The sequence below is a fragment of the Streptomyces sp. NBC_01485 genome (genome assembly GCF_036227125.1).
Lineage (GTDB): Bacteria > Actinomycetota > Actinomycetes > Streptomycetales > Streptomycetaceae > Streptomyces.
Genome location: NZ_CP109435.1, coordinates 5,114,593 through 5,131,902 on the forward strand (window position 1 = coordinate 5,114,593; position 17,310 = coordinate 5,131,902).

Annotated in this window: 18 protein-coding genes and 1 pseudogene; 12 read left to right on the forward strand and 7 right to left on the reverse strand. The window is 71.0% G+C overall.

Annotated features, from left to right (window positions below):
• Positions 1-120: 120 nt before the first annotated feature.
• The 5 genes from OG352_RS23290 to OG352_RS23310 all read left to right on the forward strand — a co-directional run bounded on the left by OG352_RS23290 (position 121) and on the right by OG352_RS23310 (position 6,940).
• Entirely contained in the window at positions 121-789 is a 669-nt protein-coding gene (locus OG352_RS23290) for a hypothetical protein (RefSeq protein WP_329219494.1), read from the forward strand.
• Positions 790-795: 6 nt separating this feature from the next.
• The gene (locus OG352_RS23295; protein WP_329219496.1) at positions 796-2,907 is read left to right on the forward strand and encodes a peptidoglycan DD-metalloendopeptidase family protein; all 2,112 of its coding nucleotides are present in this window, start codon (positions 796-798) and stop codon (positions 2,905-2,907) included.
• 575 nt (positions 2,908-3,482) lie between these two features.
• Positions 3,483-3,884 (forward strand): hypothetical protein, encoded by a 402-nt coding sequence (locus tag OG352_RS23300; RefSeq protein ID WP_329219498.1) that lies wholly within the window; start codon positions 3,483-3,485, stop codon positions 3,882-3,884.
• A gap of 64 nt (positions 3,885-3,948) precedes the next feature.
• Positions 3,949-5,679 (forward strand): type IV secretory system conjugative DNA transfer family protein, encoded by a 1,731-nt coding sequence (locus OG352_RS23305; protein ID WP_329219500.1) that lies wholly within the window; start codon positions 3,949-3,951, stop codon positions 5,677-5,679.
• Between the two features lie 151 nt (positions 5,680-5,830).
• The gene (locus tag OG352_RS23310) at positions 5,831-6,940 is read left to right on the forward strand and encodes a sugar ABC transporter substrate-binding protein (RefSeq protein ID WP_329219502.1); all 1,110 of its coding nucleotides are present in this window, start codon (positions 5,831-5,833) and stop codon (positions 6,938-6,940) included.
• Between the two features lie 39 nt (positions 6,941-6,979).
• On the opposite strand, the gene OG352_RS23315 is transcribed toward OG352_RS23310, so the two are convergent.
• The gene (locus OG352_RS23315; protein WP_329219504.1) at positions 6,980-7,132 is read right to left on the reverse strand and encodes a hypothetical protein; all 153 of its coding nucleotides are present in this window, start codon (positions 7,130-7,132) and stop codon (positions 6,980-6,982) included.
• 350 nt (positions 7,133-7,482) lie between these two features.
• Here OG352_RS23315 and OG352_RS23320 point away from each other — a divergent pair, with 350 nt between their 5' ends.
• Positions 7,483-8,613 (forward strand): helix-turn-helix transcriptional regulator, encoded by a 1,131-nt coding sequence (locus OG352_RS23320; RefSeq protein ID WP_329223932.1) that lies wholly within the window; start codon positions 7,483-7,485, stop codon positions 8,611-8,613.
• On the opposite strand, the gene OG352_RS23325 is transcribed toward OG352_RS23320, so the two are convergent.
• Positions 8,516-9,568, reverse strand: coding sequence for a helix-turn-helix transcriptional regulator (locus OG352_RS23325; protein WP_329219505.1), 1,053 nt, complete (start codon positions 9,566-9,568; stop codon positions 8,516-8,518). The genes OG352_RS23320 and OG352_RS23325 overlap by 98 nt on opposite strands.
• Before the next feature lie 193 nt (positions 9,569-9,761).
• Positions 9,762-10,610, reverse strand: a complete 849-nt coding sequence (locus OG352_RS23330; RefSeq protein ID WP_443072320.1) for a helix-turn-helix transcriptional regulator — start codon at positions 10,608-10,610, stop codon at positions 9,762-9,764.
• 265 nt (positions 10,611-10,875) lie between these two features.
• Here OG352_RS23330 and OG352_RS23335 point away from each other — a divergent pair, with 265 nt between their 5' ends.
• Both OG352_RS23335 and OG352_RS23340 read left to right on the forward strand, forming a co-directional pair.
• On the forward strand, positions 10,876-11,139 hold the full coding sequence (locus OG352_RS23335) for a hypothetical protein (RefSeq protein ID WP_329219507.1): 264 nt from the start codon (positions 10,876-10,878) through the stop codon (positions 11,137-11,139).
• Entirely contained in the window at positions 11,136-11,471 is a 336-nt protein-coding gene (locus OG352_RS23340) for a hypothetical protein (protein WP_329219508.1), read from the forward strand. Before OG352_RS23335 ends, OG352_RS23340 begins: the two co-directional genes overlap by 4 nt.
• Before the next feature lie 156 nt (positions 11,472-11,627).
• Here OG352_RS23340 and OG352_RS23345 read toward each other — a convergent pair whose 3' ends face one another.
• Positions 11,628-12,041, reverse strand: a complete 414-nt coding sequence (locus OG352_RS23345) for a pyridoxamine 5'-phosphate oxidase family protein (protein WP_329219509.1) — start codon at positions 12,039-12,041, stop codon at positions 11,628-11,630.
• A gap of 132 nt (positions 12,042-12,173) precedes the next feature.
• Here OG352_RS23345 and clpB point away from each other — a divergent pair, with 132 nt between their 5' ends.
• Positions 12,174-14,798 (forward strand): ATP-dependent chaperone ClpB, encoded by a 2,625-nt coding sequence (gene clpB, locus OG352_RS23350; RefSeq protein WP_329219511.1) that lies wholly within the window; start codon positions 12,174-12,176, stop codon positions 14,796-14,798.
• A 9-nt stretch (positions 14,799-14,807) separates the two neighbouring features.
• On the opposite strand, the gene OG352_RS23355 is transcribed toward clpB, so the two are convergent.
• On the reverse strand, positions 14,808-15,035 hold the full coding sequence (locus tag OG352_RS23355) for a hypothetical protein (protein ID WP_329219512.1): 228 nt from the start codon (positions 15,033-15,035) through the stop codon (positions 14,808-14,810).
• A 142-nt stretch (positions 15,036-15,177) separates the two neighbouring features.
• On the opposite strand from OG352_RS23355, the gene OG352_RS23360 reads away from it, so the two are divergent.
• The 3 genes and pseudogenes from OG352_RS23360 (at position 15,178) to OG352_RS40050 (ending at position 16,773) form a co-directional block, all read left to right on the forward strand.
• The gene (locus OG352_RS23360) at positions 15,178-15,795 is read left to right on the forward strand and encodes a YbjN domain-containing protein (protein ID WP_329219513.1); all 618 of its coding nucleotides are present in this window, start codon (positions 15,178-15,180) and stop codon (positions 15,793-15,795) included.
• A 182-nt stretch (positions 15,796-15,977) separates the two neighbouring features.
• Positions 15,978-16,181 (forward strand): annotated as a pseudogene (locus OG352_RS40045) (helix-turn-helix domain-containing protein); the annotation flags it as partial.
• A 151-nt stretch (positions 16,182-16,332) separates the two neighbouring features.
• Positions 16,333-16,773: a hypothetical protein gene (locus OG352_RS40050; RefSeq protein ID WP_443072532.1), complete on the forward strand. Its 441-nt coding sequence runs from the start codon at positions 16,333-16,335 to the stop codon at positions 16,771-16,773.
• Between the two features lie 6 nt (positions 16,774-16,779).
• On the opposite strand, the gene OG352_RS23370 is transcribed toward OG352_RS40050, so the two are convergent.
• Both OG352_RS23370 and OG352_RS23375 read right to left on the reverse strand, forming a co-directional pair.
• On the reverse strand, positions 16,780-17,040 hold the full coding sequence (locus OG352_RS23370) for a Txe/YoeB family addiction module toxin (RefSeq protein ID WP_067029017.1): 261 nt from the start codon (positions 17,038-17,040) through the stop codon (positions 16,780-16,782).
• A gap of 10 nt (positions 17,041-17,050) precedes the next feature.
• A complete protein-coding gene (locus OG352_RS23375; RefSeq protein WP_329219514.1) occupies positions 17,051-17,308 on the reverse strand; it encodes a type II toxin-antitoxin system Phd/YefM family antitoxin in 258 nt (85 codons plus the stop codon).
• Positions 17,309-17,310: the final 2 nt, after the last annotated feature.

Consider the following 17,310-nt stretch of genomic DNA (forward strand, 5'->3'; position numbering starts at 1 on the left):
TTTCCCGGCCCCGGCGCCCGCTTTCCCCGCCGGGAATCCCCGCAGCCCCCCTCGCCCGCCGCCACCTACCGTGTCCCGGTCACCCGCCGTACCGGCTCAGCACAAGGGAGGCGCGGGAACGTGGATCTGCCTGCGGAAGGCAAGCGCTCGGGGCTGTTGGCCCTGGCGGTGCTCGGTGTTCTTCTGGTCGCCGTGCTCACGGTGTTCACCGTCTTCGACGGCGACGAGGGGAGCGGCGACGGCGGTTCGGCGGCGCCCTCCGCGACGTCCGGAGGCCAGGACGCCGCGAACCCGGGCGCGGGGTCCGACGGCACGCGGGAGCCGAGCGGCGGCGCCACCCCCATCGTCGCCCTCACCGAGGTGGCCGCGGCGCACGAGGTCATGACGAAGTACATGGCCGGCGTCAGCACGTACGACCACGCCAGCAAGCCCGCGACCTGGAGTGCCCCGCTGCTGGCGCTGACCACCGGGGAAACGCAGATGGAGCAGGCCACCGCCCTGCCCACCGGCAAGGACTGGGCCCGGTGCGAGGCCGACCGGTGCTCGTCGAAGGGCACGGCGACCGTCGAGCGGGACGCGATGATCTCGGACGATCTGGTGCGTGACAGCGGCCGTTCGATCTCCAGCGTCGTGAGTGTGACCGCCGCGCGGACCGTGGACGGCAAGACCGTCACGGAGTCCAACAAGTGGCTGGTGACCGTCAAGGAGGAGAGCGGCGCGTGGGTCGTCTCCGGCTTCGACATCTTCGGTCTCGGCGACGTGGGCGCCTCTGACGAATCGGGGGAGTGAGCCGACATGGTGGCACCCGCCGTGCTCGCGGCCGCGCAGAAGGCCGCGAAGGTCGCCAAGACCGCCAAGAAGGCCCGTCAGGCCGCGTCCGGGGGAGGCGGTCAAGGCGACGGCGACGGCAAGGGCAAGGACAAGAGCAACCTCAAGCTCTGGCTCATCCTCGGCGGCAGCGGCGGGCTGCTGACCTTCGGCGGCATGTCTCTGGCGATCGTCGTTCTCATGGGCATGATCGGCGGGACCGGCAACGGCGCCGTCGCGGCCGCGTGCGGCGACTACGCGGACAACGCCGGCGCGGGCAACACCGGTGACGCCGCGGCCACCAACCCGATCCTGCCGGCCGGCAAGATGTACATGCCGAGCGAGACCGCGCGCAACGAGATACCGCCGAAGATGATCCTCGCCGCGATGCGCGCCGCCGCCCGCTACGACGGCCTCGACTGGGCGCTCATCGCCGGGCAGATGTACCAGGAGACCAAGTACGGCCAGGACAAGTCGGCCGCGCCCGGCGGCAAGAACTCCCTCGGCTACATGGGCATCCTCCAGTTCGGCACCCCCGCCTGGAAGGACTACGGAGCCGACGGCAACGGCGACGGCAAGAAGGACCTCTACAACATCGACGACGCGGCCTGGGCCGCCGCCAACTTCCTGCACGCGAAGAAGGCCGAGACCGCCCCCTTCAAGGCGCTGCAGACCTACTCCGGCTCCACGGCGTCCAACACGATCTACCCGCGTGTCGTCATCACCCAGGCCACCCGCTACCACGGGGTGCTCACGGGAGATCAGGAGCTCATCAAGCGCTGGTACGCGCATCTGAAGGAGACCGTCGACAAGAACCCCGGCTTCCCCACGCTCGGGCAGCAGTCGGACATCCCGGAGCCGGTCGGCAACAACGCCGAGCCCGGCTCCGCGCTCAGTGTCGCCGCGACCTCGCCCCGCTCGTGGTCCACCCCGCCGCTGGACGGCAGCGACGGCGAGAAGACCACCACGGCCATGGCGCCGGCCGCGTACACCACGAGCCTCCTCGGCCCGGCCGGCGTCACCACCGTCGCCTTCCCCGCCGCCAAGGAGCCCGCGGGCGGCGCCGGCTGGCAGTGGCCGCTGAAGGAGGGCACCTACACCCTCGGCACCAAGTACCACGAGAACGGCAGTATGTGGAGCCTCGGCTACCACACCGGCCTCGACCTCGTGGCGACCTCCGGCACCCCGATCTACGCACCGGCCGACGGCAAGATCGTCCACGCGGGGCCCGGCGGCTCGTACGGCAACGAGACGGAGATCCAGCACGCGGGCGGCGTCATCACGCTCTACGCCCACCAGACCTCGATCAAGGTGTCCGTCGGCCAGACCGTCAAGCGCGGCGACCAGATCGGCACGGTCGGCGCGACCGGCAACGTCACCGGACCCCACCTGCACTGGGAGGTGCGGATCCCGGGCGTCGACAACCCGTTCGTCGCCGGTCAGGACGCGGGCCCGGGCATGGTCGACCCCCAGGCATGGATGAAGGGCCAGGTCGCCGCCAACCCCGACTACGGCACCGTTCCGGGCTCCACCGACGAGGGCCGGGGCAAGGACGCCCAGTACGCCGACTGCGCGGAGGAGAACGGCAGCGCGGCCGTCGCCCCGGACGGCGCCGGCGCCTCCGGCGTCATCCCCGACTCCGACGACCCGGTGATCCGCGCGGTCCTCGGCTGGGCGCAGCGCGGCATCGGCGTCCCGTACGTGTTCGGCGCTCCGCGGCTGCAGGGCGAGAACCCCACCAGCTTCGACTGCTCCAGCTTCACGCAGTGGGCGTACTACATGGCCAGCGGCGGGAAGATCGACATCGGTACGACGACGTACACCCAGGAGCCCTACCTCAAGAAGTACGAGGTGTCGCTGTCCGAGGCGCAGCCCGGCGACGTCATCTTCTTCCGGCCGGAGGGCAATCACTCGGGTCACGTGGGTCTTGTCTGGGACCCCAAGGGCCACAAGATCATCCACGCTCCGCGGCCGGGCAAGTCGGTCGAGTTCAGCAAGTGGGACTACCAGGACCAGATCACCGGCGTCTACCGCGTCCCGATCCCGCAGGGCACGAACTCGGTCGAGGGCGACGGCACGGGCAAGGCGAAGGGTGCCTGAGACGGTGACGACCTCGCGATACCTCCTGAGGCCTGTCGTCGCCGGGACCGTCCTGTCCCTGGGGCTCGTCACCGGCTGCGGAGGCGGTGACGAGCCGTCGGGCACGAAGGCGACCGGGCCGTCCGAACCCGGGGCATCGGCCTCCGCGGCCCGGCAGGCGCTCTACACGGGCGATCCGATCCCGGGCCTCGCCGCGAAGCCCGCGTGGAGCCTCGCCCGGCGCGGTGACGCGAACCGGCGATGCGCCGGCGACGCCGCCCTGCCCGCCGAGCGGCAGCCCGGGAGCGGTGACTGCGCCGTCGGTGACGCCTTCCTCCTCGTGGAGGACCTCTCCTGGGTGCCGAACAGCGCGCCCGCGGCCAGGTTCAGCAGCTCCCCGGCCGTCCTGATCCGCGACTGCGAGAACACCGGGGCGGGCGGCCACCGGAAAGGCCCTCTGGACCACGACCGACCTCACCCCGCCCGCCGACGTCGTCCAGCGGAGCGAGGACGGCGAGGAGGCGGACGCCGGCCTCTATCCCCTCCACGGCGACCAGGGCATCCTGGTCTGGTCGGCGAGCGGCTCCGACGACGCGGTGCTCACCACGGTCGACCTGCGCACCGGAGCCACGCTGGCCGTCGGCCCGCACACCACGCTCAAGCAGTTCACGCAGGACACCGGCCCGGTCGTCGCCCCGGACGGGCGGACGGCCGTCGTCAACTTCGCCGAGGGCGCGGTGGCGTGGGACACCCGGACCGGCGTCGAGCTGTGGCGGCAGGACACCGGCGACAAGGAGATCCGGCCGCGTACCGTGACGCCCGGCGGCGTCCTGTACGCGGAGCTCGACCAGGAGGACGCGGCCCTCGCGACGGGGAGCGGGAAACCGCTCGGCATGCTTCCCGAGGACGCGGACATCCCCCTGGCGTTCACCACCAACGGCTACACGCTCGTCGCCGCCGACAACGCTCTCTTCGCCTTCGCGGCGACGAAGACCTGACCGGACCCGTCGACCGAGCCCCCCTCCAGACAGTCTCAGAACTCCGGAAAGGACGGACCCGCGGGTGACCGCAGAACAGCAGAAGAAGCCCCGCGCCGAGGACGACTGGACCTTTGAGATCGTCATCGCCGTCGCCGTCGTGCTCCTCGTCGGCGCCGGCGCCTGGCTGGCGGCGAAGGTGGGGGCCGGGTACGCCGACGCGCCCGCGCCGCCGTCCGATCCGCTGACCTTCCTGGTCGCGGTGGTCAAGGGCGACTACGACTGGCCGGGTTCGCCCGCCAGTGCCGTCGCCGCCGGGGAGGCCGTGGTCGTCGGGATTCTCGGGCTGGCCGTCTACCGGGTGCGGGAGCGGCTGCGGCGGAAGCCGAAGGTGGACGGCGCCGCCAGGCATCTCGCGAAGGGCGAGGAGCTCGGGAAGCTGACCATGAAGGGCGCCGCCGCCACCGCCGAGCGCCTCGGCGTGCGGTCGGGCACGCCCGGCGTGTTCATCGGACGGTCCGTCAAGGGGCGGCAGCCGCTGTACGGGTCGTATGAAGACATGCACGTGGACATCTGGGGGCCGCGGACCGGCAAGACCACCCGGCGGGCCATTCCGGCCATCCTCGACGGGCCCGGCGCCGTTCTCGTCACCTCCAACAAGCGGGACATCGTGGACGCCACCCGGGGGCCGCGGACCGCGCGCGGGCCGGTGTGGGTGTTCGACCCGCAGCAGGTCGCGCAGGAGGAGCCGAGCTGGTGGTGGAACCCGCTGTCGTACGTCACCGACGTCGCCAAGGCCCGCAAGATGGCCGACCACTTCGCCAGCGGCTCGCGTGACGCGAACGCCTCCACCGACGCCTTCTTCGACCCGGCGGGCCAGGACCTGCTGGCCAACCTGCTGCTCGCCGCCGCCTGCGCCAAGGCGCCGGTCACGCAGATCTACACCTGGCTGTCCAACCCCAGGGACGACGCCCCGGAGCGGATCCTGCGCGGCGCCGGGCACGCCATGTCCGCCGACGGGCTGTCCGGCGTCATCAACGCCCCCGACAAGCAGCGCAGCGGTATCTACGGCGTCGCCCAGCAGATGGCGTCCTGCCTGGTCAATCCCGAGGTCAACCGGTGGGTGACGCCGCCGGCGGACGAGTACGCGGGCGAGTTCGACCCGCACGCGTTCGTCCGCGGCGGCGGCACCCTGTACTCGCTGAGCCGGGAGGGGCGCGACTCCGCCGGGCCGCTGGTGACCGCGCTGACCGTCGCCGTCGTCGAGGCGGCCGAGGAGTACGCCACCACCCAGCGCGGCGGGCGCCTCCCGCTGCCCCTCGTCGGCGTCCTGGACGAGGCGGCCAACGTCTGCCGCTGGCGCAACCTGCCCGACCTGTACTCCCACTACGGCTCGCGCGGCATCATCCTGATGACGATCCTCCAGTCCTGGGCGCAGGGCATCGAGGTGTGGGGCGAGCGCGGCATGGAGAAGCTGTGGTCCGCGGCGAACGTCCGCGTGTACGGCGGCGGCGTATCCGACACCCGCTTCCTGGGCGACCTGAGCGAACTGGCCGGCGAGTTCGAGCTGCGCGAGTACCAGACGAGCCGTGAGTCGGAGTTCGGCGGCTGGTCCGGCAACCGCGCGATCAGCGAGTCCACCCGCCGCGAACGCGTCCTCCAGGTCTCCGACCTCGGCGCGATGCCTCCCGGCCGGGCCCTGGTCCTGGCCTCCGGCACCAAGCCGGTCCTCGTCGAGACGGTCCCGTGGTGGGAGGGCGCCTACGCCGCCGAGGTCCAGGCCTCGCTGAAGAAGTACGATCCCGGGGCGCGTTGAGGGCGGCGGACGAGTGTGTGATGTTGCTCCATCGTTAAGCGCTTCCGCTTGACGCCGGTGGCCGGGGCCGCGTTGTCTTTCGAGATACCTGGGTCAACATGCCGCACCCATGTCCGGAACGCACCGAACGCACCTGAAGTGAGCCCCCGAAATGCGTCGTATCGCCATAGTTGTGGTCGCCTCCACGATGTCCCTCTCACTCGCCGGGTGCGGGATGATGGGGGCGTCGGAGAACACCGGCAGCGCGACACCGACGCGGAGCAACGACATCACGGTGGGCGTCCTGATGCCGGAGACGACGAACACCCGGTACGTGAACTTCGACTACCCGATCATCAAGAAGAAGGTCGCCGAGCTCACGGAGAACAAGGGCAAGACGGAGTACCGCAACGCGGCCGGGAGCACCAAGACGCAGAACTCCCAGGTGCAGCGGATGATCGACGAGAAGATCGACATCATCCTGCTGGACGCCGTCGACGCGAAGGCGATCGCGCCCATGGTGAGGAAGGCCAAGGAGGCGGGCATCCCCGTCATCGCCTACGACCGTCTCGCGCAGGGCCCGATCGACGCGTACGTCTCCTTCGACAACGAGCTGGTCGGCGAGGTGCAGGGCCGTACGCTCGCGGAGGCCATCGGCAACGTCAGCCTCGCCGACAAGATCGTCATGGTGAACGGCTCGCCCACCGACCCGAACGCCGGCCAGTTCAAGGAGGGCGCGCTCAGCGAGCTCAACGGCCGGGTCACGATCGCGAAGTCGTACGACACCGTCAACTGGAACCCGGACATCGCCCAGGCCAGCATGACGAAGGCGATCGACGCGATCGGCAAGAACAACATCGCCGGCGTCTACTCCGCCAACGACGCCATGGCCGCCGGCATCATCAAGGCCCTGGAGGCGGCGGGCGTCAGCGACAGCGACCTGCCCCCGATCACCGGTCAGGACGCGGAGCTGCCGGCCGTGCAGCGGATCCTCAGCGGCGAGCAGTACATGAGCGTCTACAAGCCCTACCCCGACATGGCCGAGGCCGCCGCCGAGGCGGCGGTCGCCAAGGTCCAGGGCCGTGACCTCCAGTTCGAGGCCCTCACCCGCGACAAGGTCGACAGCCCGACCAACAAGGAAATTCCGGCCAAGCTGGTGACCGTGGTCGCGCTGACGAAGACCAACATCAAGCAGACCGTCGTCGCCGACGGCATCTACAAGATCGCCGACATCTGCACCAACAAGTACAAGTCCGCCTGCCAGGCCGCCGGCCTGCTCTGAGGCCCCCCGCCGCCGTCCACGGCGGCCACCGGCGATCGGCTACCAGCCCGTCAGCGGCTTCATCGTGATGAGGACCCCGCCGGGCGTGTACGGCGCCGGGCTGGTGCTCAGGTGACCGGCCGGATCGCGGTCGCCCGAGACGCCGTAGGCGTCGGCGAGACAGGCCTCCAGGGCACCGACCCGCCGACACACCCCCCCGTTGTACGAAATCCCATCGGTGCGCGACGGGGCGTACAACGGGGCGTGCGACGGGCGTACGGGCACGGTCCCGGGGCCCGGCCGGACTCCCCCGTGGCCCGGCCGGGTCGGTTCCGCTTCCGCCGGGTGGGGAGCACCCGGGGGAACGCGGAAGTCAACGATGCACCGTGGCAAAGGCGTTGCACCACCGTCAGCTTGTTGCAGTGCGAGGGGAGGAGGCCGGGAGAAACTCCCGCAGAGGGGTTGTTTTCCCCGGCCCCGGCCGGGGGAGCCGTGTTGCGGACCCGGTCCGGGCCGCGCATAGTTGCGCTCCGGAACAGGTGTGGGCGGGGATGGGACGGGCGATGGCCGGGCACGGGACGGAGGAGCATCCCCACGGTGCCGACCGGCTGTGCGAGGCCGGGGACCGCGTGTACTCCCGGGCCGTACGACGCGGCCGGGTGGCGCGGACCGACGCCGAGCCGGTCCCGTGCCTCCTCGAACTGGCGCTCCTGCACCCCGACCCCGACGACATGGACTGGCTGGTTCCGACCTCCCCGCAGGAGGTCATGACCCGGCTGCTGCGCGGACTCTACGACGAGGTGAGCGCGAGCCGGCGGCGGATGGGCTCGGCGGTCGCCGCCTTCGAGTGGTACGCGGGCCTGGGCGGTCCGGCGCGCGGCGCGGTGACCGGGGAGGGCGCGGCGATCCGCGTCCTGGACGGCTCCGCCCGGATCCAGGCCGCGCTGGACGCGGCGACCGAGGCGTGCACGGCCGAGGTGCTCACCGTGCAGCCCGGCGGCATCCGGCGTGAGCACGAGCTGTCGGAGGGCCTGCACCGGGCGCTGGAGCTGCGCGGGCGGGGCGTGCGCATGCGCGACCTCTACAACCACGTCGCCCGGCACGGCCAGGGCCTGCTCACCTACCTGGAGCTGATGGGCGACGCGGTGGAGGCCCGCACCCTGGACGAGGTCATCGACCGGCTGATCCTCTTCGACCGCACGGTGGCCTTCATCCCGGCGAACACCGACCGCACGATGGCCCTGGAGCTGCGCCACCCGGCCCTGATCTCCTACCTGGTCACGGTCTTCGAGCGGCTGTGGCGGCTGGCGGTCCCGCTCACCGCCCCGCTGCCCGACACCCGCATCGAGGGCATCTCGCACCGCGAGCAGTCCATCGCCGCCCTGCTGGCGGAGGGCCACCAGGACGCGGTGATCGCCGAACGCCTGGGCATCAGCGTCCGCACCTGCCGCGCCCACATCGCCCGCCTCTCGGAGACCCTGGGCGCGGCCAGCCGCACCCAACTGGGGGTACGGATCGCCCAGGTCGGCCTGGACCGGCCGCCGGGGGAGACGGGGAGCGGGAGCGGGACGGGGACGCTGACCGGGACGGGGACCGTCAGTCTCCCGGCCCCTGCTCCGGCCCCTGCTGCTGCTCCGGCCCCACCCCTCGACCCTGGTCCTGTTCCCGGTCGAGGATCCCCGACCGCCCGATGAGGTAGCCGAGTTGGGCGCGGCTGTCGCTGCCGAGGGTGGTGGCGAGTTTGGCGATGTGGACGCGGGCGGTGCGGATGTTCATGCCGAGGCGGTCGGCGATGACGGCGTCGGTGTGGCCCTCGACGAGGAGTGCGGCGATGGCGTGCTGGCGCGGGGTGACGCCGCCCAGGGACGGGCGCCGGACGGCCTGCGGGTACATGGGGGTGGCCAGCCGCCAGAGGCGGTCGAAGGTGGTGGTGAAGTAGGTGAGGAGCGCGGGGTGGCGGACCTCCAGGGCCAGCCGGCCGTCCTCGCCGGCGGGGATGAAGGCGACCGTCCCGTCGATGACGATGAGCCGGTCGGTGACCTCGTCCAGGGTGCGGGCCTCGGCGTCGCCCCGGAGCTGCTCGTAGCGGGCCAGGACGAGCGGCATATGGCGCTGGGTGTGCTGGTAGAGGGTGCGGATGCGGCAGCCCCGGTCCAGCAGGGCCTGGTCGCGGGCCATGGCGACGGGCTGGGCCGCCTGGCCGCGCGGCCCGCTGTAGTGGCTGTTGGGCTGGACGCAGAGCACCTCGCTGGTCGCCTCGGCCATCGCCTCGGTGATCGCCCCGTTGATCCGTTCCGTGCCGCTGAGGATCCGCAGCGAGACGGGCTCCGTGGCCGCCGTACGGCCGCCGGTGACGCGCATGAGGGGTTCGAAGAGCGCCGCGAGCCGTTCCTCGCGGTGCCGTTCCTCGGCGATGCGGGTGCCCGAGGCGCGCAGCAGCCGGTGCAGGACGAGGGCGGGGGGTACGGGTTCGAGCTGGCCGAGGTCGTCCACGACCGGGTGCAGGAGGCCGAAGGACAGCAGGCAGGGGGCCGCCGTCCCGGCCTGCTCGGCCTTGACGCGCCCGTCGCGCAGCGCCTGCTCGTAGAGGGCCGTGCCGGCGGCGCACAGGTTCTCCACGCCGTGCGGGGAGTGGGGCGGCGCGCTCACTGCGGTTCTGCCTCCTGTTCGAGGATCCCCGGCCGCCCGGCGAGGCGGCCGAACGGGAGCGTTTCGGCCGGGAACCCTTCGGCCGGGAACCCTTCGGCCGGGAACCCTTCGGCCGGGAACCCTTCGGCCGGGGACTGTCCGGCCGGGGACTTTGCGGGCAGGGACTTTTCGGCCGGGGGCTTTTCGGGCGTGGTCAGGGCTCCTGCCTGAGGAGTCCCGACTGGGCGATGAGGAAGCCGAGCTGGGCGCGGCTGCCGCTGCCCAGGGCCGTGGCGAGTTTGGCGATGTGGGCCCGGCAGGTGCGGACGTTCATGCCCAGCCGGCGGGCGATCGCCTCGTCGACGTGCCCCTCGACCAGCAGCTTGGCGATGGAGTGCTGGATGTCCGTGATGCCGTCGGGCGCGGTCTCGTACGGGGCGCCGGTGGCCAGGGGTACGGCGCGGCCCCACATGAACTCGAAGACCTTGATCAGGTAGCGGACGAGCCCCGGGTGCCGGAGTTCGAGGGCGACCTGCCCGTCGTCGCGGGTCGGGATGAAGGCCACCGTCTCGTCGCAGACGATCAGCCGCTCCACGAGTTCGTCGATGGTGCGGTACTCGACCTTGCCGTCGGTGAACTGGGAGACGTAGCCGAGGGTCTCGGGGCTGTAGCGGGCCGTGTGCTGGTAGAGGGTGCGGATCCGGCAGCCGCGTTCGATCAGCGGCCGGTCGCGCTCCAGCCCCTGGACGAGGGTGTGCTCCAGGCGGCGTCGGCTCGGCTGGACGGTGAGCATCTCGGTCTGGCACTGGGAGGTGGCCAGATCGAGCGCCGCGTTGATCCGGTCGATGCCCTCCAGCACCGTGATCGAGTGCGTGGCAGGCGTCGGCTGGGCGCTGAGGGTCATGAACGGCTCGAAAGCGTCGGCGAGCTCCACCGACAGCCGCCTGCGCTGGGTTATCTCGCGTTCGATCGGGTTGAGCAGCTGGGACAGGGCGATCGACGGGGGCACCGGGCGCAGCCAGTTCGCGTCGTCGGGGTCGGCATGAAGCAGGGCGAACTCCATCAAACACGGAGCGGGCTCCACGTCCGCACGGGCTATGCGGCCCGTCCGAAGAGCGTTCCCATAGAGACGGCGACCTTCCTCGCACAGCTCAGTCGACGCATGAGGATGTGTCTGGCTTGTCTCATTTTTCGTCAAATCTCCACCCCCCAGGGTCCTGAACGTGCAGGAACATGATGCATCGATTGTGTGGCCATGACGTGCCCGAATGGGCCATCGTCGTAGTCGACGGGGGAGAGGTGACCTTCAAATGAGGACGAAGCCGACTATGCATAAGAGAATGCTTCGCTCGGCGCTTGCCGCCGCCTTCTCCGCCGCCCTGGCCTTCACAGCACTGAGCGGCCTTGCGGGGACGACGGGCACTGCGGCGCGCGACAGCACGTGGAGCCCGGGTGTCCACACCGTCGCCGGGGCCGGCGACAGCACGTGGGTCGCTCCGCGCGACAGTACGTGGGTCGTCACCGCGGCGGACGGGCTGGGCGACAGCACCTGGACCACTCCCGGCGACAGCACGTGGGCCGCCGAGTCATGACCACACCACCCGACGACCGCTCCTTCCGCCGCGAAATGGCCACCGCCTACCGCTCCGGCTGGCACTTCATCGACCTGGTCACCGCCATCCCCCACAGTGGTGACTCGTTGATGGTGACGGTCTTCGGTGAGCCGGTCGTCGTGACGCGCGACGAGGACGAGGACGTACGGGCCTACCGGTGCCTGCGCAAGCCCCGGGGGGCGCCGCAGCCCGTGCGGTGCGCCATTCGTTACGGAATGATCTTTGTGAACCTGGACCAGCGGGACCACCGGCTCGACGAGCCCGAGGTGCCGCCCCTGAAGACCATCTCAGCCACCCCCCGCAGTGCCTGACGCGATTCCCCCGTCGTAAAAAAGATCGCTCAGGCGCTTCCCCCGGCAGCGGCGTCACCGTGACCTGAACACGGTGACGCCGCTGCAGTTTGCGGGGACATTTCCGGTTATGGGCCCGCTTGAGCGTTGGCCGGAAATCGACGGGGGCGGATTCGGTCAGCCGCGTCCCATCGCCCGGGTCAGCTCGATCTCGATCACCACGCGCGCGGGGTTCGGGCTCGGCGTGCGCCCGTAGCGCCCCGCGTACCGGCGCTCGGCCTCCGCCACCCGCTCCGGCTCGCCGCGGACGTACGCGCGCCCCTCCAGGGTGGCCCACCGCCCCCCGTCCACCTGGCACACCGCGACCCGGGCGCCGCCGGTGCCCGCCGCCAGGACGTTGCCCACCTTCGTGCTGCCCTTGAGGGCGATGACCCGCGCGAGGCGCGCCCCGGGGTCGTACGTCACGCCGACCGGAACCACGTGCGGGCTGCCGTCCGGGCGTGATGTGGTCAGGGTGCACAGATGCCGTTCGTGCCAGAAGGAGAGATACGACGCGTCCGGGGCGCCCGGGTCCTGGGGGTATGCGGCCATGGTTCCGGAACCTACTGCGTCCCGAACCGGTCTTCCACACCTTGAGCGGAATGGACTCAACTTTGTGTAGGCTGACTGAGTCAGTAACGGGTAGTGAACGGGTAGCGCTGACGCGAGGAGGAGACAGCAGACGTGGACGCCGAGCTGACCAACCGGAGCCGGGACGCGATCAACGCGGCCAGCAACAGGGCCGTGTCCCAAGGGCACGCCGACCTCACCCCTGCCCATCTGCTGCTCGCGCTGCTCCAGGGCCAGGAAAACGAGAACATCACCGACCTGTTGGCCGCTGTGGACGCGGACCAGGCCGCCGTCCGCGCGGGCGCCGACAAGGTGCTCGGCTCGCTGCCCAGCGTGACCGGGTCGACCGTCGCGCCCCCGCAGCCCAGCCGCGAGCTGCTCGCCGTCATCGCCGACGCGCAGAGCCGGGCCCGCGATCTCGGCGACGAGTACCTGTCCACCGAGCACCTGCTCCTCGGCATCGCCGCCAAGGGCGGCCAGGCGGGTGACGTGCTCACCCAGCAGGGCGCGACGGCGAAGAAGCTCCAGGACGCCTTCCAGAAGGCCCGCGGCGGGCGCCGGGTGACCAGCGCCGACCCCGAGGGCCACTACAAGGCCCTGGAGAAGTTCGGTACGGACTTCACGGCCGCCGCCCGCGAGGGCAAGCTCGACCCCGTCATCGGGCGGGACCAGGAGATCCGGCGGGTCGTGCAGGTGCTGTCGCGCCGTACGAAGAACAACCCCGTGCTGATCGGCGAGCCCGGCGTCGGCAAGACCGCCGTCGTCGAGGGGCTGGCGCAGCGGATCGTGAAGGGGGACGTCCCGGAGTCGCTGAAGAACAAGCGGCTCGTGGCGCTCGACCTCGGCGCGATGGTGGCCGGCGCCAAGTACCGGGGCGAGTTCGAGGAGCGGCTGAAGACCGTCCTGGCCGAGATCAAGGGCTCCGACGGCCAGATCATCACCTTCATCGACGAGCTGCACACGGTCGTCGGCGCGGGCGCCGGCGGCGATTCCGCGATGGACGCCGGCAACATGCTCAAGCCGATGCTCGCGCGCGGTGAGCTGCGCATGGTCGGCGCGACGACGCTGGACGAGTACCGGGAGCGGATCGAGAAGGACCCGGCGCTGGAGCGCCGCTTCCAGCAGGTGCTGGTGGCCGAGCCGTCCGTCGAGGACACGATCGCGATCCTGCGCGGGCTCAAGGGCCGTTACGAGGCCCACCACAAGGTGCAGATCGCGGACGCGGCCCTGGTCGCCGCCGCGACCCTCTCCGACCGGTACATCACCTCCCGCTTCCTCCCCGACAAGGCCATCGACCTGGTCGACGAGGCCGCCTCCCGCCTCCGTATGGAGATCGACTCCTCGCCGGTCGAGATCGACGAGCTCCAGCGGTCCGTGGACCGGCTGAAGATGGAGGAGCTGGCGCTCAGCAAGGAGACCGACGCGGCCTCCCGCGAGCGCCTGGAGAAGCTGCGCCGCGACCTCGCCGACAAGGAGGAGGAGCTGCGCGGCCTCAACGCCAGGTGGGAGAAGGAGAAGCAGTCCCTCAACCGGGTCGGCGAGCTGAAGGAGAAGCTCGACGAACTGCGCGGCCAGGCCGAACGCGCCCAGCGCGACGGCGACTTCGACACCGCCAGCAAGCTGCTGTACGGCGAGATCCCGACCCTGGAACGCGACCTGGAGGAAGCCTCCGAGGCCGAGGAGGAGGCGTCGAAGGACACCATGGTCAAGGAGGAGGTCGGCTCGGACGACATCGCCGACGTCGTCGCCTCCTGGACCGGCATCCCGGCCGGCCGCCTCCTGGAGGGCGAGACACGCAAGCTGCTGCGCATGGAGGACGAGCTCGGCCGCCGCCTGATCGGCCAGTCGGAGGCCGTCCAGGCCGTCTCGGACGCCGTACGCCGTTCCCGCGCGGGCATCGCCGACCCCGACCGCCCCACCGGCTCGTTCCTCTTCCTCGGCCCGACGGGCGTCGGCAAGACCGAGCTGGCGAAGGCCCTCGCCGACTTCCTCTTCGACGACGAGCGGGCCATGATCCGCATCGACATGTCGGAGTACGGCGAGAAGCACAGCGTCGCCCGCCTCGTCGGCGCGCCGCCCGGCTACGTCGGCTACGAGGAGGGCGGCCAGCTCACCGAGGCGGTGCGCAGGCGCCCGTACAGCGTGGTCCTGCTGGACGAGGTGGAGAAGGCGCACCCGGAGGTCTTCGACGTCCTGCTCCAGGTGCTGGACGACGGCCGGCTCACCGACGGCCAGGGCCGCACGGTCGACTTCCGCAACACGATCCTGGTCCTGACGTCCAACCTGGGCAGCCAGTACCTCGTGGACCCCGTCCCGACGGAGGCGGAGAAGAAGCAGCGCGTCCTGGAGGTGGTCCGGGCGTCCTTCAAGCCGGAGTTCCTCAACCGGCTCGACGACCTGGTCGTCTTCTCGGCCCTGAACAAGGAGGAGCTGGGCCGGATCGCCCGCCTCCAGATCGACCGCCTCGCCAAGCGGCTCGCCGAACGCCGCCTCACCCTGGAGGTCACCGACGCGGCCCTGACCTGGCTCGCCGACGAGGGCAACGACCCGGCGTACGGCGCCCGCCCGCTGCGCCGCCTGGTCCAGACGGCCATCGGCGACCGCCTCGCCAAGGAGATCCTCGCGGGCGAGGTCAAGGACGGCGACACGGTCCGGGTGGACGCGTTCGGGGACGGCCTGATCGTCGGCCGGGCGGAGACAGGCGAGACGACAGCCAGGACGACAGCCAAGACGCTGTAACGCCCCCGGTCACCTCACCTCGTTCACGACGTTCTCGTACCGGGTGTCCTGCGTCTGCCGGGCACCATGGTCGGAGGAGTCCTCGGTCAGCACCCAGACGCCGATCAGCACCAGCAGGCCCACCACCAGCAGCACCGGCAGCGCCAGGATCGCCGCCAGCACGCCCCACCTGGTGCCGCCCCGCGTCTGCGGCTGTGCCTCCGGCCGCGCGTCCGCTTCGCTTCGCTCGTTCGCCACGTGATTCCCCTCCATCTGTCACCGCTCCTTCGTGCAACAGGCCGGATCATGTCAGCTCAGGGCTGACATGATCCGGCTGGGCTTGCCACCCCCCTCCCTGCATGGGGGAGGATGGCGGAATCCGTACGAAGGGAAAATCACGGTGAGCATCGACCCGTCCTCGATTCCGAACTTCGGGGGCCAGCCCGAGCCGCAGCCCCAGGGGGGAGCGGCGGGCCCCGTCGTCCCGGATCAGGACCTCGTGAAGCAGCTCCTGGACCAGATGGAGCTGAAGTACGTCGTCGACGACGAGGGTGACCTCGCGGCGCCGTGGGAGGAGTTCCGTACGTACTTCATGTTCCGCGGCGAGGGTGACCAGATGGTCTACTCGGTGCGGACGTTCTACGACCGGCCCCACGGCATCGACGACAAGGCGCAGATCCTCGAGTCGATCGACGACTGGAACCGGCGCACCCTGTGGCCGAAGGTCTACACCCACACCCACGACGACGGCACCGTCCGCCTCATCGGCGAGGCGCAACTGCTGATCGGCGCCGGCGTGAACATCGAGCTGTTCGTCTCCTCGACGGTGAGCTGGGTGCGCGCGGCGATCGAGTTCGACAAGTGGCTCGTGGAGCAGCTCGGCCTCGAGCCGACGGCCGAGAAGGCCGACGAGAAGCCCGAGGGCACGGCCGAGGAGAAGGCCGAGGGCACGACTGAGCAGAAGCCCGAGGAGAAGGCGGAAGGCAAGGCCGACGAGAAGCCCGAGGGCGACGAGTAGGTCCGCGCTCCCCCCATCGCCCACGCGGCCCCGTCCACAGCCTGTGGACGGGGCCGCGGCGTTTCGGCCCGCCCGGGGTGGAGGCGGTGGAGACGAAGATCTCCATCCCCGTCCGTTTGATCGGCCCATGACACTATCTTGGGTCCGGCCGAATGGACACGCACAGGGAGGGCCGCGCGACGATGAGTCAGCGTTCGGGGGTCGGCACACTGGCGGAACTGCTGCGCGGACACCGGTTCGCGGCCGGGCTCGGCCAGCGGGCGCTCACCGGGCGGGCGGGGATCAGCGTCCGGACCCTGCGGTATCTGGAGCAGGGGCAGATCCGTCGGCCGCACGCCGACTCGGTCCAGCGCCTGGCCGTCGCGCTGGACCTGCCCGACGCCGCGCGCACCCGGCTGCTGGCGGCCGTCGAAGCCGCGGCGGCCTCGCCGCGGACGGCAGGAGTGCGGGTGACGGTCCTCGGCCCGCTGGCGCTGCACCGTGCCGGCGGCCCCGTCGAGATCCCGTCGACGTTGCAGCGCAGCCTGCTGGGGCGGGGTGGCCGCGGAGCGGATTCCCGGGACACCGGAGGCCGCGGCCGATCTGTACCTCACGCTGTGCGCCGGGCGGCGGATGCTGGTCGTGCCGGACAACGCCGCGGACGCGGAGCAGGTGCGGCCGCTGCTGCCCGGCGGGCCCGGCTGCGTGGTGCTGGTCACCAGCCGCGACCGGCTGGCCGGGCTGGCCGCCCGGGACGGCGCCCGGCGTATCGGGGTGGACGTGCTGGCCCCGAGGAGTCCCGGCTGCTGTTGTCACGCACGCTCGGCGTGGCCAGGGTCGACGCGGACCCGCAGGCCGCGGCCGACGCCGCACCCGAACGGCAAGGGAAAACCCCTGGTGGCAGGGGCGATGCGGCAAGAACCGGCAAGGCGGCCGGGATGCCGGGCACCGGAGGTTCGCGGGGCGTTCGCAGCGGCTTCGGCCGTGCTCGGTCCTTGAATCCTGTCAGCTCTCGTAGTGGTAGCGGCACTGCGCGATCAGGACGCCGTCCTCGGTGGCCTTGTAGATCAGTCGGTGCTCGTCGTTGATGCGGCGCGACCAGTAGCCCTGGAAGCCGTGCTTGAGCGGTTCCGGTTTGCCGATCCCCTCGTTGCCGTTCCGGGCGATGTCCGCGATGAGCGTGTTGATGCGCTTCAGGATCTTCCGGTCCTGAAGTTGCCACCACAGGTAGTCCTCCCAGGCGCGGGAGGAGAAGGTGATCTTCAACTCGCGGCCCTTATTCGTCGGTGGTCAGCTCGCGCACGGTGCCGCCGCCGTTTTCCAGCTCGTCGATGGACGCGAGTAGGCGCCGGGCGTTCGCCGGGCTTCGCAGCAGGTACGCCGTCTCTTTGAGGGACTCGTAGTCCTCCAGGGAAACGATGACGACCGGCTCGCGTCCGGCCCGGGTGATAACGACCTCTTCGCGGTCATCGGTGACGGAGTTGAGCACCTCGGCATACCGTGCGCGCGACTCGGAATACGTCATGGTCTTCACAA